This window comes from Acidovorax sp. Root402, assembly GCF_001425125.1.
Classification (GTDB): Bacteria; Pseudomonadota; Gammaproteobacteria; order Burkholderiales; family Burkholderiaceae_C; genus Acidovorax; species Acidovorax delafieldii.
Genome location: NZ_LMDQ01000001.1, coordinates 370,406 through 394,627, shown reverse-complemented (window position 1 = coordinate 394,627; position 24,222 = coordinate 370,406). Strand labels below are relative to the sequence as shown.

The following is a 24,222-nucleotide window of genomic DNA, read 5'->3' as shown; positions in this document are numbered from 1 at the left end:
ATTGACAATTTCTTGCCTTTTTGTGCCACCCATGGTTTCGCCACCCTCTCCACACCAGCCGCCTTTGCGCGTGGCGCTGCTGCTCTACCCGGGCTGCATGCCCGCCGGCCTGTTTGCGGCGGCGGAGATGGCACGCGCCGCCAACCTGCGCGCGCAGGCCAGCGTGATGGACATCTGCTGGGTGGGGGTGGACCTGCTGCCGGTGCCCACCTGGCAAGGCCCCGCGCTGGCCCCCACCGTGGCGCTGCAGCATGCCGAGGCCGATGTGGTGCTGGTGCCGGGCCTGTGGCTCTCGTCGCCCAACCAGCTGCAGGGGCCGCTGCAGCAGCTGGCCCCGGTGGTACAGGCCTTGCGCGCGCTGCCCCGGCGCACCCAGCTGTGGAGCTACTGCGCGGGCGTGGTGCTGGCGGCTGCCAGCGGGCGGCTGCGCGGCCAGGGCGCCACAGCCACCTGGTGGTTGCGTGCGGCGCTGGGGCAGCAGTTTGCGCAGGTGGACTGGCGCTTTGACGAGCCGCTGGTGGTCGGCCCCACCGCCACCACGGCCGCCGGGGCCAACGGCTACCTGCCGCTGATGCTGCACGCGCTGGCCGCTCGCCTGTCACCCCAGGCGATGACCGACCTGCAGGAGCTGCTGATGCTGCCCCGCCCCCGCACGGCGCACCCGGCATTTGCCGGGCATGACCTGATGACGCTGGCAGACGCTGACCTGCGCCGCGCCCTGCTGTGGGTGCAGCGCAGCCCCGCCGCCGATCTGCGACTGCCCGCGCTGGCCCAGGCGCTGGGCCTCTCGCCCCGCACACTGGCGCGGCGGGTGCAGGCCCACACGGGCCTGACGGCGGCGCTGTGGATGCGCCGCATCAAGCTGCGCCAGGCCAGCGAGGCGCTGTGCGACACGCCGCTGCCGCTCAAGCGCATTGCCGAAGACCTGGGCTTTGCCAGCGAGGCCGGGCTGCACCGCGCGTTCCGCCAGGCCACGGGGCAGACGCCGCTGGCCTACCGCATGGCACATGGCGTGCGCTAAGGGATCTTCTGCACGAATCGAGCGGCAAGTGGGCGCTGCGGATCGGGATGGGCTGCAAGGCGCAAAACGCAGCAATAGCCGCAGCTATTGCGAGTATTTGCAACGCCGCAGACCGCCCGAGACCGCAGCTGCACACGGCGCGGTGATTTGTGCAGAGGGTCCCTAAACGACTTCTGCGCCAATTTTCAAGCTCAATCTGCTCCAAGCGCCAGTGAATCATGCGCAATTAGCTATCAACTTGATAGCATCATGTTTTCGTAGAAGGGGAGACCGCGCCCCCACTGCTGACGTACGATGGCCCATCGAGGAGCCCGCATGAACCACCCGTTTCACAGCAGCAACAAAGACGTGGCCCAGCGCTGGTCGCAGTGGCAGCCGGACGCGCCGCAGCACGACGACGAGAAGCGGACCGACGGCCAGCCCGAGCGGCGCAAGGCCGGCAAACACCGCCGCACGGTGGCGCTCAAGGACTTTGATCCGTCGGCCAAGCCGTTTTCGCTGGGCGACAAGCTCAAGGACAAGGCCGCCACCGAGTCGATTGCGCAGGAGCTGGACACGCTGCAGAACCTGTTCTATGCCGACAAGCGCTACAAGCTGCTGGTGATCCTGCAGGGCACGGACACGGCCGGCAAGGACGGCACCATCCGGGGCGTGTTTGGCCGCATGAGCGCGCTGGGCGTGCACGCCGTGGGCTGGAGCGCCCCCACCGAGGCCGAACGTGCCCACGACTACCTGTGGCGCATCCACCAGAAGGTGCCCGGCGCGGGCGAGATCACGGTGTTCAACCGCAGCCACTACGAGGATGTGCTGGTGCCCGCCGTGAACGGATGGATCACCCCCGAGCAGCACCACCAGCGCTTTGGCCACATCAACGACTTCGAGCGCATGCTCACGCACACCGGCACCATCGTGCTCAAGTTCATGCTGCACATCAGCGCTGACGAGCAGCGCGAACGCCTGCAGGAGCGCCTGGACGACCCGGCCAAGCACTGGAAGTTCTCGATGAGCGACATCGAGGCCCGCAAGCAGTGGAGCCAGTACCAGAAGGCCTACGAAATGCTGCTGGCCGCCACGCACACGCCCTGGGCGCCGTGGACCATCGTGCCTGCCAACTCCAAGACCCACCGCAACCTGATGATCGCCACGCTGGTGCGCGAGGTGCTCACCGGCCTGGACCTGCGCTACCCGCCGGGCGACCCGGCGCTGCAGAAGATCCGCATCGAATAGGGCCCGCACCGCTGCGGGCACGGCAGCGGGCGGCGCAAAGACAGGCTGCGCATGCCATCACTGGCCCGGCGGGCATTCGGGGATGCGGCCCCAGGCGTCGCCGCAGAAGTTCTGCCGCGTGCGGGTGAGGCAGCTCGCGCGCGACAGCTCGTTGCTCATGGCCGCACACTGGGCCAGCGCACCGCGCAAGCGGGCTAGGCTGTCGCCGGGCGACGGCGCGGGCGCTGCGGGCGGCGGCCACGGTGCGTTGTCGGCCGGTGCCACTGCGCGTGGCTTGCCGGTGGCGGGCAGCGATGCCGCATCGGCCACGCGGGGCGCGGTGACAGGCGTGAAAGGCGGCGCAGAGGCCGCAGATGCAGACGACGGTGCAGCAGCAGCGGTACTGCCTGGTGCGGACGCAGCGGCTGCCGGGCGTGCGCGTTCGGATTCAATGATTTCCTCCACCGGCTCGGGGCGGGCAGGTGCAGACTCCGCAGTGCCCGCAGTGCCCGCAGTGCCGGGCACTGCGGCGGGGGCTGCGACGGCCGGGGCCTGCTGCGGGGGCGGCACGGCATCGGGCCGACCCAGCAGGTACCAGGCCGCGGCGCCCGCCACCACCAGCAGGGCCACTGCGGCGCCTGCGTAGGCCATGACCGGTCGCTGGCGCGCCGGGCCCGCAGCAGGGTGCTCGTCGTCATCGAACACAAACTCCATCGGCGCCGGGGCAGCGGGGGTGGCGAGGTTGGCCTCTGCCTCCAGGGGGTGGGCGCACTTCACGCACCAACGCGCCGTAGGGTGGTTGGGCGCCTGGCACTGCGGGCAGGCGGTGTGGGTCACGCTCATAGGATTTCCCTCTCTTTTTTCTTGGCCCCGGCGGTGCGGTAGAGGCCTGGTGCAGCGCCCGGTGCTGTGCCGGGCAAGCTTGAGTCTAGGGGCAACGGGGTGCCGGGCAATGGCCGGAGCCAAGGGTCGCCAGCACGCCTGCGCATTGCCGCACTGCAACATGGAAGGCGGCCTCGTCAAACTATGCATCGAATGCATAACCCACAAACACACCGGCCTTGGACAGTGCCCGGGCCGAGGCATAAGCTTCGCAGCCTGAACTGATCCCACAAGGAAATTCACCATGTCAAACCCCGTCGGCGCCCCCGCCGCACAATCCCACCCCCTGCCCTCGTACCTGCAGGCCGACCACCTCGGCCCCTGGGGCAACTACCTGCAGCAGGTAGACCGCGTCACCCCTTACCTGGGCAGCCTGGCGCGTTGGGTGGAAACGCTCAAGCGCCCCAAGCGCATCCTGATCGTGGACGTGCCGATCGAGCTGGACAACGGCACCATCGCCCACTACGAAGGCTACCGCGTGCAGCACAACCTGAGCCGCGGCCCCGGCAAGGGTGGCGTGCGTTTTCACCAGGACGTGACGCTGTCGGAAGTGATGGCCTTGTCGGCCTGGATGTCGGTGAAGAACGCCGCGGTGAACGTGCCCTACGGCGGTGCGAAGGGCGGCATCCGCGTGGACCCCAAGAAGCTGTCGATGGGTGAGCTGGAGCGCCTGACGCGCCGCTACACCAGCGAAATCGGCCTGCTGATCGGCCCGTCCAAAGACATCCCCGCACCCGACGTGAACACCAACGGCCAGATCATGGCCTGGATGATGGACACCTACTCCATGAACGTGGGCGCCACCGCCACCGGCGTGGTCACCGGCAAGCCCGTGGACCTGGGCGGCTCGCTGGGCCGTGTGGAAGCCACCGGCCGTGGCGTGTTCACCGTGGGCGTGGAAGCCGCCAAGCTGACCGGCCTGGCGCTCGACGGTGCCCGCGTGGCCGTGCAGGGCTTTGGCAATGTGGGTGGCATTGCCGCCAAGCTGTTTGCCGAGGCGGGTGCCAAGGTGGTGGCAGTGCAAGACCACACCGGCACCATCTTCAACAGCAAGGGCGTGGATGTGCCCGCCCTGCTGGCGCATGTGAAGACCCGTGGTGGCGTGGGCGGCTTTGCCGGCGCCGATGTGATGAAGGCCGAAGAGTTCTGGGGCGTGGATTGCGAGATCCTGATCCCTGCCGCGCTGGAAGGCCAGATCACCAAGGACAACGCGGGCCAGATCAAGGCCAAGCTCGTGATCGAAGGCGCCAACGGCCCCACGACCACCGAGGCCGACGACATCCTGCACGACAAGGGCGTGCTGGTGCTGCCCGATGTGATCGCCAACGCCGGCGGCGTGACAGTGAGCTACTTTGAGTGGGTGCAGGATTTTTCCAGCTTCTTCTGGAGCGAGGACGAGATCAACGCCCGCCTGGTGCGCATCATGCAAGAGGCCTTTGCGGGCATCTGGCAAGTGGCGCAAGAGCACAAGGTGAGCCTGCGCACTGCCACTTTCATCGTGGCCTGCCAGCGCATCCTGCACGCCCGCGAAATGCGCGGCCTGTATCCATAAGCCCTCGCCCGCCCCACCGGCCCGCCCCTTACCCGGGACGGGCCGTCACACCACCGCCAGCCGCTGCGATCCAGCCCTGGCGGTTTTTCTTTGCCCAGGCCTTGCGCAGCCACCGTGGCTGTTGCGCCGTGGCGACGCAGCAAGCGCGCACAACGGCCGTTCAAGGCCCCAGAACGACCGCGCAGCCGCCGCAGAAACCAAAAGATACGCACACATACAAATGGTGATCTTTCCCCCGGACCTTGCGTGAAAAACTGCCTGGACTTTGCACTCACGCCGTCTTCGGGAGATTCTGGTGGCCCTTCCATCCCTGCGCAGCCTGCTGGCGCGCTTTCTGCTCAGCCGCCTGCGCACCGCGCGCTCCGTGGCCCGTCTGGCGTACCGCCTGCACCCTCACAAACCCGCGCTCATCGACCGGCGCGGCACCCTCACCTACGCGCAGTTGCAGGATCGCGTGTACCGCCTGCAGGCCTGGATGCAGGCCCAGGGCGTAAAAAAAGGGGACGTGGTCTTTACCTGGCTGCCCGAGACCGGTGAGCAGTACGAAACCCGCCTGGCCACGTTCGAGAACGGCACCATCTTTGCCAGCTTTCACAAGCACCTGCCGGCCGAGGCAGCGCTCACGACCATGGGCCGCGTCAAGCCCACTGTCTTCATCCATGACCCGCTGCTGAGCGCGCCCATCCTGCAGGCCGTGCGCGAGCAGCTGCCCGGCTTGCGCGTGCTGGCGCTGGGGGATGAATACGAGCGCGCCCTGGCGCAGCAGACCCCTTCTGCGGGAACGGCCGATGTGCACGAAGACGATGTGTTTGCGCTGCACATGACCTCGGGCACCACGGGCCTGCCCAAGTCCATCGGCTACAGCAACCGCAAGTACCTGGACAGCGTGCGCCTGATCTCGCGCGCCATCGACTTCAAGCCGCCCGCCAACGGGCCGGACGTGAACATGCTGGGCCTGCCGCTCACCGGCCCGGGCTCGGGCCTGGTGCTGCCCACGCTGCTGGCGGGCGCGGCGCTGGTGATGCCCGAGGACTTCCGCGCCACCACGCTGGCCGGGCTGATCCAGAAGCACCGCGTGTCGCGCGCTTTCCTGTCGCCCTCGGCCATCATCGACCTGCTGGACGAGCCCACGCTGGGCCAGTACGACCTGTCGTCGCTGACCCATGTGCCCTACGGCTCGGAGATGATGCCCGCGCCCAAGATCGCCGAGGCCATCCGCCGCTTCGGGCCCATCTTCCAGCAGGGCTACGGCTGCCTGGAGGCCCTGCCCCCCATCACCTGGCTGCTGCCCCACGAGCATGTGGACGCGCAAGGCAACCCGCTGGGCAACGACATCCTCTCCACCGTGGGCCGCGTGATGCCGGGCGTGGACGTGGTCATCCGCGACGAGCAGTTTGCGCCGCTGCCGCTGGGCCAGATGGGCCTGATCACCGTGCAGACGCCGGTGCGGTTTGATGGCTACTGGCTGGACCCGGAAAAGACCAGCGAGACCCTGCACGACGGCTGGGTGGTGATGGGGGACCTGGGCTATTTCGATGCTGCGGGCTATCTGCACGTGCTGGGCCGCAGCGCCGACCGCGTGGTGCGCCACGGCCAGGCACTCAACCCGCGCGAGATCGAGGAAGTGGCGCACTGCCACCCGGCCGTCAAGGAGGCCTGCCTGGTGCAGCATGGCACCGCCGCCGTGCTGGTGGCCAGCCTGCGGCAGAGCTGGCGCAACGACCGAGGCACCCAGGCCCTGGAGCACGACCTGGCGGAGTTCCTGGTGCAACACCTGCCGCCCGAGATGCAGCCCGACGATGTGCGCCTGGTCACCGAGATTCCGCGCAGCTTCCTCAACAAGATGCTGCGGCGCGAGGTGCGCCTGATGCTGGAGGCCATGCCGCCGCGCAGCAGCGCGGCGCACATGGCGCACGCAGAGCCTGTGGCGGGCTCGATGGCGACGGCTGCCCGGGCTGAAGCAATGGCATCCGCGCACCCATGACAGCCCCCATGAACATGCAGCACACCCCACACATCCGGCTGAGCCTGGGCACCAAGCTCGGCTACGCCGTGGGCAACGTCGGCCTGCAGATGCTGATTGCGGCCATGAGCTTCCTGCTCATGATCTTCTACACCGATGTGGCCCTGGTGCCTCCGGCCGTGGCCGGTGCGGCGCTGCTGGTGGGCAAGGTGTGGGACACCATCAACGACCCGCTGTTTGGCTGGCTGACCGACCGCACGCGCTCGCGCCACGGCCGCCACCGCGTGTACCTGATCTACGGCGCCCTGCCGCTGGCCGTGGTGGCCGCCGCTGTGTGGATGGTGCCGCCAGGCCTGAGCCCCTGGGCAGCGTTTGTGTGGATCGCCGTCACCTACACCTTGTTCGACACCGTGATGACGCTGGTGCAGCTGCCCTACCAGGCCATGGCCGCCAACATGACGCAGGACTACGACGAGCGCACCAGCCTCACGGCTTTTGCATCCATGGGTGCCCTGCTGGGTTTTTTTGCGGGCAGCGTGTTCATGCCCCTGCTGGTGCGGGCCGCGCTCGATGCACGCACGGGCTACGCACTGGCCGGCGCCTGTTTCGGGCTGGTCGCCGGGGTCGCTGTGGCCGTGGTGGCTTGGCGCGTGCGCGAGCCCGCCACCACCGGCGACTTATCGCCTGCGGCCCCAAACCCACCAGCAGCCACACCCGGCTGGGCGTCGGTACGCAGCACCCTGCTGGCCACGCTGCGCAACCGCCCGTTTGTGATGCTGGTGAGTGCAGCCGGGCTGGTGCGGCTGGGCCTCACGCTGGTGCAGGCCTCGCTCGCTTATTTCGTCATCTACCAGCTGCAGGGCGACAAGGGCGATCTGCCACGCTTCATGGGCATCCTGCTCGCGGTGGTGGGCGTCTCGCTGTTCGTCTGGAAGCGCGTGGTGGACCGCTGGGAGAAAAACCGGGCCTACATCCTCGGGCTGGTGTTTTGCTGTGCGGGGCTGGTGGCGCTGTACTGGGTGGGCCCAGGCCAGCAGGCCCTGGTGACTGGCATCCTGGTGGTGGTGGGCATTGGCATGGGCGCGCACTGGATCGTGCCGTTTGCCATGGTGCCCGACACCATCGACCACGGCCACATGCAAGCGGGCGAACGCCAGACCGGCATGTACTACGGCCTGTATGGACTTGTCGACAAGCTGGCTCGCACCCTGGCCACGGTGCTGGTGGCCGGCATGCTGGAGCTGACCGGTTATGTGCCCAACGTGGCCCAGTCTGCCCAGGCGCTGCAAGGCATCACGGCCATGACGGGCCTGCTGCCGGCGCTGTGCCTGGTGCTGGCCATTCCGCTGCTGATGGCCTACCCCATCACCCGCGCCCGCCATGCAGACCTGGTGCGCAGCGTGGACGCTGCCGCCCCGGCGGAGACGGCCAGTGCGGCAGCAGTGGCCGCAACCCCTGTGCGCCAAAGCGAACACACCACCCGCCCTGCGTGGGAGCCCTCACGCAACCTGCCCGGCGGTGTGCACGACTTCGCACACAGTCGTTAGAGAACATCCGGGAGCGCCCTCAGGCAGACGGCGCTGGCCCGACCGGTTCGGGCGGCAACACGCCGCGCAGCGCCAGACAGAAGGGCTGCGCACACTCAGCGCGCGCTGCATACGGGCAGCCCACGGTCTCGCACAGGCCCGATTCCCCGTTGCGCGCCCGCGCGTCCTCGCGGGGCACCTGGCCGCTGGCCTGCAGCACGGCCATCTGAGTCCAGGGGTCCAGGCGCCCTGTGGCCTGCTGCAGCATGTCGCGGCCATACACGGTGGCAGCCAGTTGCGGTTGCAGGTCCAGCACCAGCAGCGCGCTGGTGCGCGGCGCGGCAGCATCCATGCCCTGCAACACCAAGGCCATGACCCCCGATTGCAACGCCTGGCCGCCGCCCGCAAAAGGCACCTGCAGCGCGCCGCCCGCAGCGCTGGCGCCCGCGCCCAGGCTTGCGCCGACTTGCGCCGCCGCCGCGCCCGCAGCGGCAGATGACGCCTGGGCCGCGAGCCACGGCACCGGGGCACGCAAGGTGAGCGCCAGCCCGCGCGGCCCCTCAGGCGTCGACACCACGCCCTGGCGCACCAGCCAGGTTTGCAGCGGCGGCTGGTCGGCATCCAGCGCGCCGCTCTCCAGCGCCTGCGCCATGCCGATGGGCCAGGGCTGCGCGGCCACCACGCGTTGCGGCACTCCGGCCTGGGCGGTGACGTGTGCGACCAGGGCACTCACCATCCGCAGCAACGGTGCGCTGAGGCCCGACGCGGGCCAGGCCGTGCCACTTGTGGCGGAGGCAGCGGAGGTTGCCGCATTGGCCTGCGCGGCCATGGTTGCGCCACGGGGCAGCGCCGATGCCCCCGTTGGCGAGGCCCGCGCAGCCCCCTCACCCCTTGCGCCCTGCAATCGGCCATCGGCCCCGCCCGCCCGGCGCGGGTCGAAGCCCGCCGCCAACTGCTCGCGCGCCTGGGGCGAGATGTTGGCCTGGTCCGCCGGTGCAGGCAACGGCCCGCCGGGCGGGCTGGGTGAGGTGACCGAGGGCGGCGGCGCGCTGGGGTCTGCCGTGGGCAACGGCGAGGGTGCGGCGGGTACAGCGGGTTTGGGCTTGTCCAGCCCCAGCAACGCCGTCTGCCGCTGCAGCGCCGCCTCGGCCAGGAACTGGGCCACGGGCGGCAGTGCCGTGCGGGACGGATCGATCGGGAGGGTCATGCCGGGTTGCCTGGGGAATGGATGCCCGATTCTGTAGTGATTCGTCCAGCGTGAACAGGCCATGGTGCGGGCAAACCTGTCGCCCGCATCAGCTATCAACTACATAGCAAAAGGTGCAATAAAGTCCAGCGCTACCGGCACTTTTTGCCCACAATCCGGTTCCACCGCCCGCCGCGCTGCCTCTCAGCGTGCGGCCACCTCCCCGCCATGCACCCGCACACCACCGCCCGCTCGCGCCTTGTTGATCGCCACACCACACCCCACACCGGGGTTGCGCCTGCACTGCTGATGGCCGTGCTGGGCTTCCTGCTGTTCAGTGGGTGGATGTATGCGCCGCAGTGGGAGCGCGCCTTCCGCTCAGACGGCTCGCCGGTGTCGTGGCTGTCGAGTGCGCTGCTGCTGGCGCTCAGCATCACGGCCCTGCGGATGGTGGGGGACCGCGCCCTGCCCCGGCTGCTGGGTGCTTGGCTGGCGCTTGCGTTTTTTGTGCTGGCGCTGGACGAGCAGTTCATGCTGCACGAGCTGTGGAAGTTCCGCTGCCATGAATGGACGGACGCCTGCCGCTGGGCCCCCGTGCGCGAAGCCCCCATGCTCGCCGTGGCGGTGGTGGGCCTGCTCACCATGGCCTGGCTGCACCGCGCCTTGTGGCACCCCGGCACCCGCGCGCTGCTGTGGGCGGGCCTGGCTGTGGGCTGGCTGGCGATCGGTGTGGACCAATGGCCCGAAGTGCAAGCACGCTGGCCCAGTCTGCCCGAGCTGCCCGCCCTGCTGGCCACGCTGGAAGAAGGGCTGGAAGTGGTGGCCGAGGCGCTGGTACTGGGGGCGTTGTTGCGTCAGCCGGGGCAGCGATAAGAGGGAGACGCCGTGCAGATCCGCTGGCAGACGGATGAGAGCCATGCCCGACGTTCAGCAGTACTCAGCTGAACTGCTCATAAAACACATCAATCGGGCTCGTGGCGACCTTGGCCTGGAGCGGAAAAATCTCCCAGGGATTTTCAACGCTCATGTCATCAAGGCGAGCCAACAATTGATCCCGCACAGCCGCTTTCACTTCCTGTCGCCAGTTCAAGACCTGGCCCCAGGTTGAACTCCCATTCAAATGCAATGGAAACCGCACGGCTTGCACTGATGCGCTATAGGCCAGAGGAAAGAGCCGCCTGTAGGCGTGAAGGTTGTAGAGCCACGAAACGCCACGCACTGTTGTAGCCATTGGCGCACTTCGCTGAACATGTGCAAACAAGTCGCGCAGGTCTGACATCCTCGCGCCGACGTTCTCAACAGCCAATGGACTGGAATTGAGTCCACTTGGCGGTAGAAAGTGGATGCGCAAGGTACCGGTGGCATCGGGCGGGTCGTACGAGAAGCAGCCAAACGACCGTTCGAGTTCGGGGTAGGAGTGGGGCCGCTGGTACTCGGCGCACAAGGCGAGGTGGGCAGCATGGTCACTGCCTGTGCTTTGAACTCTGGCCAAGAAGCGATTCCATTGAGTCTCGCCGGCGTTGCCCCAAAGGTTCAGCCTGCGTCGCAGGTTAGTACAACGGTCAATGGCCACGTCAATTGGAACCGCCGCTTTCACCGCATAGTGCGCGGCAAACTTCAATTGAAGAGAAAAATAACATTCAAGCATTGAATTGGACGGTGACACTGGCTCGCCGACTGCTGCTCCCAGCCGAACGTTGTCCAGCAGCCTCCCCTTACGTGCACTCCTGATCCACCCAATACCCCGCCGGAAACCACTGGCCGTTGATATTGAGGTACCAGCGCCATTCAAAGATGGGCTCAAAGCTCATGCCGCCCGGCGATGGCGTGTCGATGCGCAGGATGTCCGCCACGCCGTCGCGGTCCAAGTCAATCTCATGCACCATCACGGCGGTGTTCTTGCGCTGGGGCTTGTCCCGGATGGGCGGGTCCGCGGGCTGCATCCAGCTCGTGGCGTAGCGCCGGGTCTTCACCTTCACCGCGTCCGGCGGAAGCTTTGCGGGCAGCACCAGGCGGGTCAGTACCTGGGCACTGTCGGACAGCTTGGCATAGCCGCGCACGGGCTGGGCTTCTTCACCAGGGTCGTTGAACCCACGGCCGGGGTAGTGGCCGCCGCAGTAGTGGTCTTCGTTGCTGATGTCCCAATAGCGCTGGCGCACAGTATGGGCGCCCACCAGGCCTTGGTGGGTGATGGCATAGATGGTCAGCGCAGGTGCGAAGGCCTGATCGGCAGTGCCCACGTCCCAGAAGCCGGTGATGTACTCGATTTCTGGACCACTGTGGCGATTGAACCGCCCCACGGGCACACCGGTAGGGATGACGCTGATGCGGGTGCCCGCCACGGCGGCCAGGCCGTCGGCATCGGTCTCGTGCAGCAGGGCCACGCTGGTGTGGGAGCGAAAGTACGAAGGGGCGATGGCTGGCAACGTGGGCGGGGCGGCCAGGGGTGCCACGGCAGGGATGTGGTCCACGGCACGGGTGGCCAGCTTCAGGTCATCCAGCGGGTTGACGGGGCGGCCCCGGTCGATTTCCTGCTCGGGCCGCAGCACCACGCCAGCGCGCATGAGCTTCTTGGCGGCTTCCCACTCAGCTCGGGTGGGGTACTGCACCGGCATTTCATGCGCGTGGCTTTTGGCCAGCGCGGGCAGCTGCAGGGATGGCGGGCGTGGCAGGGCATTGCCGTAAGCGCGCAGGCGGTTGGGTGACGGAGCCACCCAGAAGGCGCGGGCGGCGTCCTTGCCCGCCTGGGCCAGGGTCAGGGGCTGGTCGGCCAGCAGGTTGCAGGCCACGTGGGCTTGCAGGGGCTCAGACAAAGGCGGGCCGAGGCGCGCATCGCCCGAATAGAGCACAGCGCACCAGCCGTCGCGCTCGGAGAGCTGCTGCAGCGCGGTGTTGGCGGGCACCTGGGCCACGATGCGGGCCTGCGACTGGGCCGACTCGCGCAGGTTGACCCACGAGCCCTGCACATAACGCTGCTTGGCTGGCGCTACAGCCGGCGTCTGGGCATTGACCGGGCTTACGAGAACTGCGCCCAGCAAAGCAGCCATGGTCCAGTGGCGAGGCCGTGTGGCGTGCACCAAGGTCTTCATGCTCCAGCCCCTGCGAGAGAGTTACACCGCCAATGCAGGCTCTGCCGCTGCAGCAGGCGGTTGCGATTCAATCACCCGCGCCAGCAGCGCGCCGCTGTAGCGCGCGGGCAGCGGGATCCACACGCGCACCGGGCTGCCCTGGGCGACCTGCACGGGCTGGCCTTCCACATTGCGCATCTCTTGCAGGCGCACCGTAGTGTTGCCGCTGGGGTGCACCACTTCAATCAGGTCACCCACGGCAAAGTGGTTCTTGGTTTCGACCTGTACCCAGTCTCCAGACAGCCCCACATCGGCCCGTCCTTCGGCACCCAGCACCTCGCCCACATACTGGCTGCGCTGCGTGGCCGAGTGGCCGTTGATGTAGTTCTGGTAGTCGTTGCTGGGGCGGCGCTCCAGCAGGCCGCCGGTGTAGCCTCGGTTGGACAGGCCTTCCAGCTCGATCAGCAGCTCGGGGTTGAAGGGGCGGCCCGCCACGGCATCGTCGATGGCACGGCGGTACACCTGGGCGGTGCGGGCCACGTAGTACAGGCTCTTGGTGCGGCCTTCGATCTTGAGCGAATCGACGCCGATCTGCGCCAGGCGCGCCACATGCTCCACCGCACGCAGGTCCTTGCTGTTCATGATGTACGTGCCGTGCTCGTCTTCCATGATGGGCATCATCTGCCCTGGGCGGCCCGCTTCTTCGATCAGGTAGACCTTGTCGGCCTTGGGATGACGCTCGCCGTTGCCGGTGGTGGAGAACGACTGCTCGGCCTTTTGCTGCGCGGCCTCGAAGTTGAAGTCGCCTTCCATCTTCTGCGCAATGGCTTCGCCCGTGGTAGGGTCGATGTCGGCGTCGTGCGTGGCGTAGTTCCAGCGGCAGGCGTTGGTGCAGGTGCCCTGGTTGGGGTCGCGGTGGTTGAAGTAGCCGCTGAGCAGGCAGCGGCCCGAGTACGCAATGCACAGCGCGCCGTGCACGAACACTTCCAGCTCCATGTCAGGGCATTCCTGGCGGATCTTTTCGATCTCGTCCAGGCTCAGTTCGCGCGAGAGGATGACGCGCTCCACGCCCATCTTCTGCCAGAACTTCACCGCCGCCCAGTTGGTGGTGTTGGCCTGCACCGAGAGGTGCACCACCTGCTCGGGCCACTTTTCCTTGACCATCATGATCAGGCCCGCGTCGGCCATGATCAACGCGTCGGGTTGGCAGTCGATCACGGGCTCGATGTCGCGCAGGTAGGTGCGGATCTTGTCGTTGTGCGCAATCAGGTTGCTCGTCACAAAGAACTTCTTGCCGCGTGCGTGGGCTTCGTCAATGCCTTGCTTGATCTGCTCCAGGCGGAACTCGTTGTTGCGCGCTCGCAGGCTGTAGCGCGGCTGGCCGGCGTACACCGCGTCGGCGCCAAAGTCGTAGGCGGCGCGCATCTTGTCGAGCGAGCCAGCAGGCAGGAGGAGTTCGGGGGCTTTGAGCGTGGTCATGGGGTGGCCCAATCTAAAAATCGTCGGGGGTCGGGTTCAGCGGGGCATCAGGGGCAGACCGCCCAGCATGCCCACGGCCTGTGCAGGCAGTTCTTCGGCATCAAAGGCCTTGTCACCATCGGCGTCGGCCACGCCGTTGGGTACCAACCCCTTGAAGTCAAACTGGTGCGGGTCCATGAAGTGCGAAGGCACCAGGTTGCGCAGCGCCACGGCCATGTTTTCGATGCGGCCGGGGTAGAGCTGCTGCCAGTCGCGCAGCATCTGGCCGATCTGCTTGCGCTGCAGGTTCTCCTGGCTGCCGCACAGGGTGCAAGGAATGATGGGAAAGTTGCGAACCTCGGCCCAGCGGGTGAGGTCATCCTCGGCCACATAGGCCAGCGGGCGGATGATGAGATGGTCGCCCCGGTCGCTCTGCACCTTGGGCGGCATGCCCTTGAGCTTGCCGCCGAAGAACATGTTGAGAAAGAAGGTCTGCAGCATGTCGTCGCGGTGGTGGCCCAACGCGATCTTGGTGCACCCCAGCTCGTCGGCCACGCGGTACAGGATGCCCCGGCGCAGGCGGCTGCACAGGCTGCACATGGTCTTACCTTCGGGGATGTGCTCCTTGACGACGCTGTAGGTGTCCTGCGTTTCGATGTGGAAGGGCACACCCACCTTCGTCAAATACTCGGGCAGCACATGGGCCGGAAAGCCGGGCTGCTTCTGGTCCAGGTTGACGGCGATCAGCTCGAACTTGTGGCCATTGCGCTGCTGCAGCATGCGCAGCACGTCGAGCATGGCGTAGCTGTCCTTGCCACCCGAGACGCAGACCATGACCTTGTCGCCGTCTTCGATCAGACCAAAGTCGCCGATGGCCTGGGCCACCTGGCGCACCAGGCGCTTTTCGAGCTTGAGCGCGGCGTGGGCGGCGGCTTTGGCAGCCGCTGCGGCAGCGTCGTCGCCCTCCACAAAGGAAGAGGCGGGCGGGGTGGCGGTATCAAGCATGGAATGGACGGACCAGACGGCGAAACGGGAAGGCGCAATGAAGGGGGGATTGCAAGGTTGCCGCACCCAGCGGCGCCTTGCAATGGGCTGCCGCACTGCGCTGGTACGGCATTGACTACTATTTTTATAGCTACCAGCGCATATGGAACAGGCGCTAGCAGCCAATTCGACTCAAATTCAGGCTTCTGCGGGGTAGAACATCTTGCGAGTGGGCACATCGGCCACCGCCTTGGCAATGGCGCCAATATGGTCTGGCGTGGTGCCGCAGCAGCCGCCCAGGATGTTGACCAGCCCCTCGGCCGCAAACTCGTGCACCAGGCGGCTGGTGATCTCGGGCGTTTCGTCAAAGCCGGTGTCGCTCATGGGGTTGGGCAGGCCGGCGTTGGGGTAGCAGCTGATGAAGGTGTCCTCGGCCACCCGGTTCAGCTCCTGGATGTAGGGGCGCATCAGCGTGGCGCCCAGGGCGCAGTTCAGACCAATGGCCAGCGGGCGCGAGTGGCGCACGCTGTGCCAGAAGGCGGTGACGGTCTGGCCCGACAGGATGCGGCCCGAGGCGTCGGTCACGGTGCCGCTGATGATGAGCGGCAGGCGCTCGCCGCTCTTCTCAAAGAACTCGTCAATCGCGAACAGCGCCGCCTTGGCGTTCAGGGTGTCGAAGATGGTCTCGACCAGCAGCACGTCGGCGCCGCCTTCGACCAGCGCCTCGGTCTGCTCGTAGTAGGCAGCGCGCAGGGTTTCAAAGTCGATGTTGCGCGCACCGGGGTCGTTCACATCGGGGCTGATGCTGGCCGTCTTGGGCGTGGGGCCAAGGGCGCCGGCCACGAAGCGGGGCTTGTCGGGCGTGCTGTATTTGTCGCAAGCGGCGCGCGCCAGCTGGGCCGAGCGCAGGTTCATCTCGCGCGCCAGCTCGGCCATGTGGTAGTCCTCCTGCGCCACGGTGGTTGCGCCGAAGGTGTTGGTCTCGATGAGGTCGGCGCCAGCGGCCAGGTAGCGCTCGTGGATGTCGCGGATCACGTCGGGCCGGGTGATGCTGAGCAGCTCGTTGTTGCCCTTCACGTCGTACGCAAAGTCCTTGAACCGGTCCCCCGCGCCATCCGGCCCGGTGTAGCCCTCGCCCCGGTACTGCGCCTCGCCCAGCTTGAAGCGCTGGATCATGGTGCCCATGGCGCCGTCGAGGATGACGATGCGTTGGGCAAGGATATCGGGGAGTTGCGCGGCGCGCGTGTAGTGGAGGGCTTGCATAGGCCCCTATTGTAGAAAGTGCGGCCCCTGCGCCCTTGCAGCGCACAATATGCGCCTGCCGCGCTCAGGGCCAAGCCCTGGCGCGCCAGAAAATACTGGCCGTATCGGCACCAAGCGCTTGATTTATATGCGCTTGTAGCTATCTATTTCAGAGTATCCGCTTGTCCTCTCGCCCGTCTCCCGCGCTGTCCCCTGCCCATGCCGTTTTGCAGGACGTTTTTGGCTACGAGCAGTTTCGCGGCCCGCAGCAGGCCATTGTTGAGCATGTGATCGCCGGTGGCGATGCGCTGGTGCTCATGCCCACCGGCGGCGGTAAGAGCCTGTGTTACCAGGTGCCGGCCATCGTGCGCCAGCGGCAGGGGCGCGGGGTGACCATCGTGGTCTCTCCGCTGATCGCGCTGATGCACGACCAGGTAGGGGCACTGCACGAGGCGGGGGTGGATGCGGCCTTTTTGAACTCTACGCTGAGTTTTGACGAGGCGCAGGATGTGGAGCTGCGCCTGCAGACTGGCGACATCACCCTGCTGTACGCCGCGCCCGAGCGGCTGAATACGCCGCGTTTTCTGGGCCTGCTCGATAGCCTGTACGAAGGCGGTCACCTCTCGCTGTTTGCCATCGACGAGGCACACTGCGTGAGCCAGTGGGGCCACGACTTTCGCCCCGAATACCGCGCGCTCACGGTGCTGCACGAGCGCTATGCGGGCGTGCCACGCATTGCGCTCACGGCCACGGCCGACGACCTCACACGCGCCGACATCATCGAGCGGCTTCAGCTGGAAGACGCGCGGCTGTTCATCAGCAGCTTCGACCGGCCCAACATCCGCTACACCATCGTCGAGAAGAAGGACGCCACCACCCAGCTGCTGCGGTTCATCGAGCGCGAGCACGCGGGCGAGGCGGGCGTGGTGTATTGCCAGTCGCGCAAGCGCGTGGAGGAGCTGGCGTCCACCCTGAGCGACGCGGGCATCACCGCCCTGCCCTACCACGCGGGGCTGGACACCAAGGTGCGACAGAAGAACCAGGACCGCTTTCTGCGCGAGGAGGGCATCGTGATGGTGGCCACCATCGCTTTTGGCATGGGCATCGACAAGCCCGACGTGCGCTTTGTGGCCCACGTGGACATGCCCAAGAACATCGAGGGCTACTACCAGGAGACCGGCCGCGCGGGCCGCGACGGCCTGAACGCCGATGCCTGGATGGCCTATGGCCTGAACGACGTGGTCAACCAGCGCCGCATGATCGACGAGAGCCCCGCGGGCGAGGAGTTCAAGCAGGCGCTGCGCGGCAAGCTCGACGCGCTGCTGGCGCTGGCCGAGGCCACCGACTGCCGCCGCGTGCGGCTGCTGGCCTACTTTGGCGAGCAGTCCACGCCGTGCGGTAACTGCGACAACTGCATCAGCCCGCCCGCCGTGTGGGATGCGACCGATGCCGCCCGCAAGCTGCTGTCCACCATCTACCGTGTGAACCAGGCCAGCGGCATCAGTTTTGGCACGGGGCACATCATGGACATCCTGCGCGGCAAGAAGACCGAGAAGGTCGCGCAGTTCGGGCACGAAAAAATCTCCACCTTCGGCATTGGCGCAGACCTGACCGAGCCCCAGCTGCGCGGCGTGCTGCGCCAGCTGATCGCCACGGGCGCGCTGGGCCTGCAGAAGGTGATGCTGGACAGCGGCCACAGCTTTGACACCCTGTGCCTCACCGAGGGCTCGCGCGCCGTGCTCAAGGGCGAGGTGCCGGTGCAGCTGCGCGAATCGGTGTCGTCCGCCCCCGCCAAGCGCACCCGCAAGGGCAGCTCACCGCCAGCCGCTGCCGCCAATCTGGGACCCGACGCACAGGTGCGCTTCATCAACCTCAAGGCCTGGCGCGCCGAAGTGGCACGCGAGCACAACCTGCCCGCGTATGTGATCTTTCACGACGCCACACTGGCTGCGATTGCCGAGCGCAACCCCGCGTCCCTGGACGACCTGCAGGGCATCAGCGGCATGGGGGCGAAGAAGCTGGAGGCGTATGGGGCGGAGGTGCTGAGGGTGGTGGAAGGTCGCTGATTTCTGTCACATCTGCGACGCGTGTCCCCCTGAATCTGCTGGCAATTTAGTTTGCTGTGCGGCCGCTGAAAAGGGATACATTCAGTTGGATTGTCTAACCACCACTGCTGTATTCAAGAGAGGGAGAGAGGGATGCATTCCAAGAAATTGATAGCTGTCGTATTGCTATCGGGAGCGGGCCTGGCGCAAGCATTTGCACCACAGGCAGGGACCTGGGTCGTGAGCTCTGAACTGGATGGCAAGCCAGGGCGGGGGCTGGCGATTGACGTGCAGAACGACACGTTCGTGATGCAGATGTACGCCTACGAAAGCAGCGGACAACCCACCTTCTATTTGGCAACAGGCAAGATAGCGAATGATCAGGTCGCAGCGCCCTTGATTCGTTACACCGGGGGGCGCTACCTGGGCAGCGGCCCGCTGTCAGGGAAAGAGGCGGGAACCGTTGGCACGGTACGGTTCCGTTTCACCAGCGGAGCCACGGGCTACATCACTCTCCCGGGTGAATCCGAGAAAGCCATCTCCCGGTTCAATTTCGGATATGCCTTTGCAGCATCCAGCCTTGTGGGAATCTGGGCCTTGACCTCTTTGGGCTCGGAGGGGCTTATCGCGGATGCCGTGCAGCTGACCAGCAACTTGGGCCCTACCTCCACCGGAAATGGCCTAGTCGCAACCTCGGACGGACTTTTCGGGTGCGAACACCAAACCTCTGGTGGATTGGCTGGAAACGTGCTGTGTATCAAGATCAATGCGCAAGGCCAATTGCAAAGATCCTATGTGTTCGCCTACAGCGTGAATGAAGGCGAAGGCTATTCCCAGCGCTCAGGTACCGGAACTCAACAGCTCCTGTCTATCCGAAGACTGACAACTCCGCAGGGCGTAGGCACGGGCCTCGTCTACAAATCGGACGAGCAACAGCCTGCGATTGAACATCCTGCGCTTCGGCTTCACATGGAGAACATTGCGACTGGCGGTTCTCTCAACTAAGCCCGATTAGCGCACGGCAATATAGCCCGGCCACGACTCTATTGCCTGCAAAGTGAAAAGGGGACCAATTATTAGTTCCATCTGTCCGCCTTTGATGGAGTGACTGCACAGGGTGCTCTGGGGTGGTCCCAGCATGCCTGTAGCGCCTGGGGTCGCGTCAGCAGATTGCGCATTGGTCAAATCGCACCGCGCGGCTGCGCGCCACCTGCTGTCGGAATACCCGCAACCGCAATTCACACCACACCCCCAGGATGGCGTCTTAGTGGGGTTGTGGGGCCAGATGTGGAGCGGTGCCGAACCTATCGGCTGCAACCTACCTAACCAGCCCTGTGGGCAGTTCGACCGAACGTGGCTTGGGCGGCAAGCAAGGGAGATCCGTGCAGGACCTACCGATGGTTCACGTGCATGCTTTGGCTGCGGTGGGGTAGAAGAGCTGCAGCTCAATGGCAGGCGGCGGCTTCTTCCTCCTCGATGCGGGGATAGAAGTCATGGTCTTCGCGCTGCATGCGCTCGAACACCCGGCGCAGCACCACGTTGGCCTCATTGCGGAAATCCTGCGCATCGCGGCGCACGTTCTCGGCCGTGTTCCAGCGGCGCGCGAAGGCGTCGTAGGCGCTGGCAATCGAGGCCATCTCGCTCTGGTAGTGGCGGCCCAGGCGCGCCAGTTCCACATTGCCGCCACGCTGCAGCGCGGGATACAGCACCTGGTCTTCCACGGCCAGGTGCAGCTTGATGGTGCCGCTCATCGCCACAATGCCCTGGGCGATGGCCGTGGCGTTGGCCTCCACGCCTGCGTGGGCCAGGGCGCGCAAGGTGGCGATGCTGCGCAGGATGTCGGTGTGCTGGTGCTTGAATTTTTCGAGGTTCATGCTCACTCCTTGTGGGATGAATGAAGGGCCTGCGCTGCCGCCGAGGGGGGTGGCGCGCGGCGCAGGTCGGTGGCGTATCAGCGGCGGGTCTCCGCGAGGTAGGCGCCAGCGTTGGCAACAGGGGCCCGCGAGCCAAACACGCCGCTCACCACCTGCCAGGCCATGGCCAGCGCGCCGACAATGAAGACCACGTCGCCGAAGGTGCGCACCCAGCGCAGCGTCTGGATGAAAGGCTGCTGCATGAAGGCCTCACCCCGGGCGTACCACAGGCCTTCGCTCACGCTGGCGTGGAACTGGAACAAGCCGATGGGCAGCAGGCTGGTGGCGATCATCAGCACCAAGCCGGCATTGAGCCACCAGAAGCCCGTCGTCATGAGCCGCTCACTGAACACCAGCTGCGGCCGGATGTAGCGCAGCACCAGCAGCGTGAAGCCCAGCGCCAGGAAGCCATACACCCCGAACAGCGCGGCGTGGGCATGCACCGGCGTGGTGTTCAGGCCCTGCACGTAGTACAGCGAGATGGGCGGGTTGATCATGAAGCCGAAGACACCCGCGCCCAGCATGTTCCAGAAGGCCACGGCCACGAAACACATCAGCGGCCAGCGCAGGCGGGCCATCCAGGGCGTGCGGTGCTGCAGCCGCCAGTGTTCCCAGGCCTCGTGGCCCAGCACGACCAGCGGCACCACTTCGAGCGCGCTGAAGGCTGCGCCCACCGCCATCACCGGGGTGGTGGTGCCTGCAAAGTACAGGTGGTGGAAGGTGCCGGGCACACCACCCAGCATGAACAGCGAGGCCGAGGCCAGGCTGGCCGTGGTGGCCATGCGCACCGACACGAGCCCCAGCGTCGAGAAGATGAAGGCCAGCGCCGTGGTGGCGAAGACCTCGAAGAAGCCCTCCACCCACAGGTGCACCACCCACCAGCGCCAGTACTCCATCACCGACAGGTGGGTGCGTTCGCCGTAGAAGAAACCCGCGCCATAGAACAGGCCGATGGCCACCACCGAAGCCGTCAGCAGCGCCAGCAGGTTCTTGTCGCCGCCGGGGGTGCGCAGCGCCGGCACGATGCCACGCAGCATGAGCACCAGCCAGAAGGCGATGCCGGTGAACTTTCCGATCTGCCACAGGCGGCCCAGGTCCACGTATTCATAGCCCTGGTGGCCCAGCCAGAAGTTCCACTCGGGCGGCATGATCTGCGCGATGGCCAGGTAGTTGCCCGTGAACGAGCCCACGACCACCACGACCAGCGCCCAGAACAGGATGTCCGCACCGAGCTTCTGGTAAGCCGGGTCCTTGCCTCCATTGATGAGCGGCGCGAGGAACAGGCCGGCGGCCAGGAAGCCCGTGGCGATCCAGAACAGCGCGCTCTGGATGTGCCAGGTGCGCACCAGCGAATACGGGAACCACTGCGATACGTTGATGCCGTAGAACTGCTGGCCTTCCACCGTGTAGTGGGCCGTGAAGCCGCCCAGCAGCACCTGGAAGCTGAACAGCGCCACGATGAGGAACAAATACTTGCCCAGCCCGCGCTGCGACGGCGTGAGCGGCACGCGCGAGAGTGGGTCGTGTTGGGGTGGCGTGGGTTCCACCTCGTCGTGCTTGCGCAGGAAGGACCAGCCCCACACGAGGAAGCCCACGCCCGCCATCATCACAACCACGCTCATCACCGACCAGACCATGTTCTCGGCCGTGGGCTTGTTGCCTATGAGTGGCTCGTGCGGCCAGTTGTTGGTGTACGTGGCCGTGGTGCCGGGGCGCTCGGTGGCGGCGGCCCAGGCCGTCCAGAAGAAGAAACCCGTCATCTGCGCGCGCCGCTCGGCGCTGGGCAGGGTGTTCTCCTTCATGGCGAAGTGCTCGCGGGTCTTGTGCAGCGCGGGCACGTCGCTGAAAAGCTGGTCGTAGTACAGCGCGGTCATCGCGATCGCGTCGGCCCGCACCGAGGACACCGTGGCCACACCCGTCTCGGGGCTGTAGGTGTTGGTGCGGTACTCGGTCTTCATGCGGTCGCGCAGCACGGCCTGCGCGGCCGTGTCGATGTCCGCAAAAGGCTTGCCGTGGGTGCGCTCGGACGCCACTTCCAGCCAGTTGAGCAGCTCGCGGTGCAGCCAGTCGGCCGTCCAGTCGGGCGCCTGGTAGGCGCCGTGGCCCCAGATGGAACCCAGCTGCATGCCCCCCACCGACTGCCACGCGGTCTGTCCGTCGAGGATGCTGTCGTGGGTGAAAAGCACTTCGCCCCCTGCCGTGGCGATCTTCGCGGGGATGGCGGGCGCGGTGCGGTAGACCTCGGCGCCGTAGTAGCCCAGCAGGCTGAAGGTGACGATGAGCACGCCGATCAGCGTGAACCAGAGCTTGCGGTAGTTACCCATGGCGGGCCTCCTGCTTCAACAGAACAACAATGAAGGGGCGGCGCCAGCGTGCGCTGGCGGCATGGGGTCGGGGTCTTGTGGTCATGGCTTTTTTGGAACGGGTGAATCGGTGTCACTGCCCACATCGCAAGCGCCGGGCCAGGGCTGCCGGCCTATCAAATCAACCACTTACACCGGTCATGGTTTTTTTGACCCTTCTCAAATGGGGTCTAATTCACCCATTTAAGGTGAATATCACCATGGACCATAGCCCCCTGCTGGCCGACCTGGCCACCGACCTGCCCCAGGCCGTGCGCCTGCAGCGGCTGGTGGACCACCTGCGCACCCGCTTTCACTGCGGCGCCGTGGCCCTGCTGCAGCTGGAAGAAGACCACCTGCGCCCCGTGGCCGTGGAGGGTCTGGTGCGCGAGGCGCTGGGCCGGCGCTTTGTGGTCAGCCAGCACCCCCGGCTCGCGGCCATCCTGGCGCGGCGCGAGGTGACCTGCTTCGACCACGACAGCACCCTGCCCGACCCCTACGACGGCCTGCTCGACACCCTGGTGGGCGAGCCCCTGCCCGTGCACGATTGCATGGGCGTGAGCCTGTGGGTGGACGGCAAGGCCTGGGGCGTGCTGACGCTGGACGCACTGCAGACCGGCACCTTCGGCGAGGCCGCACGCGCCGCGCTGGCCGACTGCAAGGTGCTGGTGGAGGCGGCCGTGCGCATCTCGCGGCTGGAGCGCGAGGTGCAGGCGCTGCGCAGCGCCCCCCACACCCGCAGCGCCGACGACGAGCGCACCACCCGCGCGGGCGATGGCGACATGGAGATCGTCGGCCAGAGCGAGCCCCTGCTGCGCCTGCTGCACGAGCTGGAGGTGGTGGCGGGCTCGGACCTGCCCGTGTTGTTGCTGGGCGAAACTGGTGTGGGCAAGGAGCTGTTCGCGCGCCTGCTGCACCGCCAGTCCACGCGCCGCACCAAGCCCCTGGTGCACGTGAACTGTGCGGCGCTGCCCGAGTCCCTGGCCGAGAGCGAACTCTTTGGCCACGTGCGCGGTGCGTTCTCCGGCGCAGTGGCCGACCGGCCGGGGCGCTTCGAGGCGGCCGAGGGCGGCACGCTGTTCCTTGATGAGGTGGGCGAGCTGCCGCTGGCCGTGCAGGCGAAGCTGCTGCGCACGCTGCAGAACGGCGAGATCCAGCGCCTGGGCGCCGACCGCCCGCGCCGTGTGGACGTGCGCGTGATCGCCGCCACCAACCGCAACCTGCGCGACCAGGTGCGCGACGGTGCGTTTCGCGCCGACCTGTACCACCGGCTGTCGGTGTACCCGGTGCCCATCCCGCCGCTGCGCGAACGGGGCAACGACGTGCTGCTGATCGCGGGCCGTTTTCTGGAACTCAACCGCGCGCGCCTGGGCCTGCGCAGCCTGCGGCTGTCTGCCAGCGCGCAGGACGCACTGCGCCGCTACCCCTGGCCCGGCAACGTCCGCGAGCTGGAGCATGTAGTCAGCCGCGCGGCGCTCAAGGCCCTGAGCCGGGGCGTGAGCCGCGCCGACATCGTGACGCTGGAGCCCGCGCTGCTCGACCTGGACGCCGACGCGGCCAGCGCGGCCCATGCCCCGCTGAACACCAGCGCCCCCACCCCGGCGGCAGAGCTGCCCGCGACCGCCACCACCACAAACACCGCCGACAGCCCGCTGCGCGATGCCGTGGATGCCTGCCAACGGCACGCCATCGCGCAGGCCCTGGCGCGCCACCAGAGCAACTGGGCCCAGGCCGCGCGTGCGCTGGAGGTGGACGCGAGCAACCTGCACAAACTGGCGCGCAGGCTGGGAATCAAATAGACAATCAAAATTGATAGCAAACAGTGCATGAATTT

At 66.8% G+C, this 24,222-nt stretch carries 18 protein-coding genes; 9 read left to right on the top strand and 9 right to left on the bottom strand.

The features are described 5' to 3' along the window. Window positions 1–31: 31 nt before the first annotated feature. Complete coding sequence (locus tag ASC83_RS01820; RefSeq protein ID WP_056057125.1) at window positions 32–1,021, top strand: GlxA family transcriptional regulator; 990 nt, start codon at window positions 32–34, stop codon at window positions 1,019–1,021. A gap of 315 nt (window positions 1,022–1,336) precedes the next feature. Next, window positions 1,337–2,248, top strand: a complete 912-nt coding sequence (locus ASC83_RS01815; protein ID WP_056057123.1) for a PPK2 family polyphosphate kinase — start codon at window positions 1,337–1,339, stop codon at window positions 2,246–2,248. A 57-nt stretch (window positions 2,249–2,305) separates the two neighbouring features. On the opposite strand, the gene ASC83_RS01810 is transcribed toward ASC83_RS01815, so the two are convergent. Beyond that, window positions 2,306–3,070, bottom strand: coding sequence for a zinc ribbon domain-containing protein (locus ASC83_RS01810; RefSeq protein ID WP_056057122.1), 765 nt, complete (start codon window positions 3,068–3,070; stop codon window positions 2,306–2,308). Between the two features lie 283 nt (window positions 3,071–3,353). Here ASC83_RS01810 and ASC83_RS01805 point away from each other — a divergent pair, with 283 nt between their 5' ends. The 3 genes from ASC83_RS01805 to ASC83_RS01795 all read left to right on the top strand — a co-directional run bounded on the left by ASC83_RS01805 (window position 3,354) and on the right by ASC83_RS01795 (window position 8,171). Beyond that, window positions 3,354–4,661: a Glu/Leu/Phe/Val dehydrogenase gene (locus tag ASC83_RS01805; protein ID WP_056057120.1), complete on the top strand. Its 1,308-nt coding sequence runs from the start codon at window positions 3,354–3,356 to the stop codon at window positions 4,659–4,661. A gap of 295 nt (window positions 4,662–4,956) precedes the next feature. Then, a complete protein-coding gene (locus ASC83_RS01800; RefSeq protein ID WP_056057118.1) occupies window positions 4,957–6,645 on the top strand; it encodes a class I adenylate-forming enzyme family protein in 1,689 nt (562 codons plus the stop codon). After that, window positions 6,642–8,171 (top strand): MFS transporter, encoded by a 1,530-nt coding sequence (locus ASC83_RS01795; RefSeq protein WP_235509286.1) that lies wholly within the window; start codon window positions 6,642–6,644, stop codon window positions 8,169–8,171. Before ASC83_RS01800 ends, ASC83_RS01795 begins: the two co-directional genes overlap by 4 nt. A gap of 19 nt (window positions 8,172–8,190) precedes the next feature. Here ASC83_RS01795 and ASC83_RS01790 read toward each other — a convergent pair whose 3' ends face one another. Next, the gene (locus tag ASC83_RS01790; RefSeq protein WP_056057114.1) at window positions 8,191–9,357 is read right to left on the bottom strand and encodes a hypothetical protein; all 1,167 of its coding nucleotides are present in this window, start codon (window positions 9,355–9,357) and stop codon (window positions 8,191–8,193) included. A 207-nt stretch (window positions 9,358–9,564) separates the two neighbouring features. On the opposite strand from ASC83_RS01790, the gene ASC83_RS01785 reads away from it, so the two are divergent. After that, window positions 9,565–10,209, top strand: coding sequence for a hypothetical protein (locus ASC83_RS01785; protein WP_056057112.1), 645 nt, complete (start codon window positions 9,565–9,567; stop codon window positions 10,207–10,209). A 64-nt stretch (window positions 10,210–10,273) separates the two neighbouring features. On the opposite strand, the gene ASC83_RS01780 is transcribed toward ASC83_RS01785, so the two are convergent. The 5 genes from ASC83_RS01780 to ASC83_RS01760 form a co-directional block, all read right to left on the bottom strand. Further along, window positions 10,274–10,984, bottom strand: a complete 711-nt coding sequence (locus tag ASC83_RS01780; protein WP_056057110.1) for a hypothetical protein — start codon at window positions 10,982–10,984, stop codon at window positions 10,274–10,276. 67 nt (window positions 10,985–11,051) lie between these two features. Beyond that, on the bottom strand, window positions 11,052–12,425 hold the full coding sequence (locus ASC83_RS01775; protein ID WP_235509285.1) for an SH3 domain-containing protein: 1,374 nt from the start codon (window positions 12,423–12,425) through the stop codon (window positions 11,052–11,054). Window positions 12,426–12,446: 21 nt separating this feature from the next. Then, window positions 12,447–13,883 carry a tRNA 5-hydroxyuridine modification protein YegQ gene (gene yegQ / locus ASC83_RS01770; protein WP_056057108.1) on the bottom strand — a complete coding sequence of 479 codons (1,437 nt, stop codon included), beginning with the start codon at window positions 13,881–13,883 and terminating at the stop codon, window positions 12,447–12,449. A gap of 36 nt (window positions 13,884–13,919) precedes the next feature. Then, window positions 13,920–14,867: a tRNA 2-thiocytidine(32) synthetase TtcA gene (ttcA, locus tag ASC83_RS01765; protein WP_056057106.1), complete on the bottom strand. Its 948-nt coding sequence runs from the start codon at window positions 14,865–14,867 to the stop codon at window positions 13,920–13,922. 177 nt (window positions 14,868–15,044) lie between these two features. After that, window positions 15,045–16,109 (bottom strand): homocysteine S-methyltransferase family protein, encoded by a 1,065-nt coding sequence (locus ASC83_RS01760; protein ID WP_056057104.1) that lies wholly within the window; start codon window positions 16,107–16,109, stop codon window positions 15,045–15,047. Between the two features lie 185 nt (window positions 16,110–16,294). Between ASC83_RS01760 and recQ the strand changes: the two genes are divergently transcribed. Then, window positions 16,295–18,154, top strand: a complete 1,860-nt coding sequence (gene recQ / locus ASC83_RS01755; protein ID WP_056057719.1) for a DNA helicase RecQ — start codon at window positions 16,295–16,297, stop codon at window positions 18,152–18,154. Between the two features lie 132 nt (window positions 18,155–18,286). Next, window positions 18,287–19,138, top strand: coding sequence for a hypothetical protein (locus ASC83_RS01750; protein WP_056057101.1), 852 nt, complete (start codon window positions 18,287–18,289; stop codon window positions 19,136–19,138). A 440-nt stretch (window positions 19,139–19,578) separates the two neighbouring features. Here the strand turns inward: ASC83_RS01750 and ASC83_RS01745 are convergent, their stop codons facing one another. Both ASC83_RS01745 and ASC83_RS01740 read right to left on the bottom strand, forming a co-directional pair. Further along, complete coding sequence (locus ASC83_RS01745) at window positions 19,579–20,007, bottom strand: hemerythrin domain-containing protein (protein ID WP_056057099.1); 429 nt, start codon at window positions 20,005–20,007, stop codon at window positions 19,579–19,581. A 77-nt stretch (window positions 20,008–20,084) separates the two neighbouring features. Then, window positions 20,085–22,370: a nitric-oxide reductase large subunit gene (locus ASC83_RS01740; RefSeq protein ID WP_056057097.1), complete on the bottom strand. Its 2,286-nt coding sequence runs from the start codon at window positions 22,368–22,370 to the stop codon at window positions 20,085–20,087. Between the two features lie 239 nt (window positions 22,371–22,609). Between ASC83_RS01740 and norR the strand changes: the two genes are divergently transcribed. Further along, window positions 22,610–24,187, top strand: a complete 1,578-nt coding sequence (gene norR, locus ASC83_RS01735) for a nitric oxide reductase transcriptional regulator NorR (RefSeq protein ID WP_056057717.1) — start codon at window positions 22,610–22,612, stop codon at window positions 24,185–24,187. Window positions 24,188–24,222 lie beyond the last annotated feature (35 nt).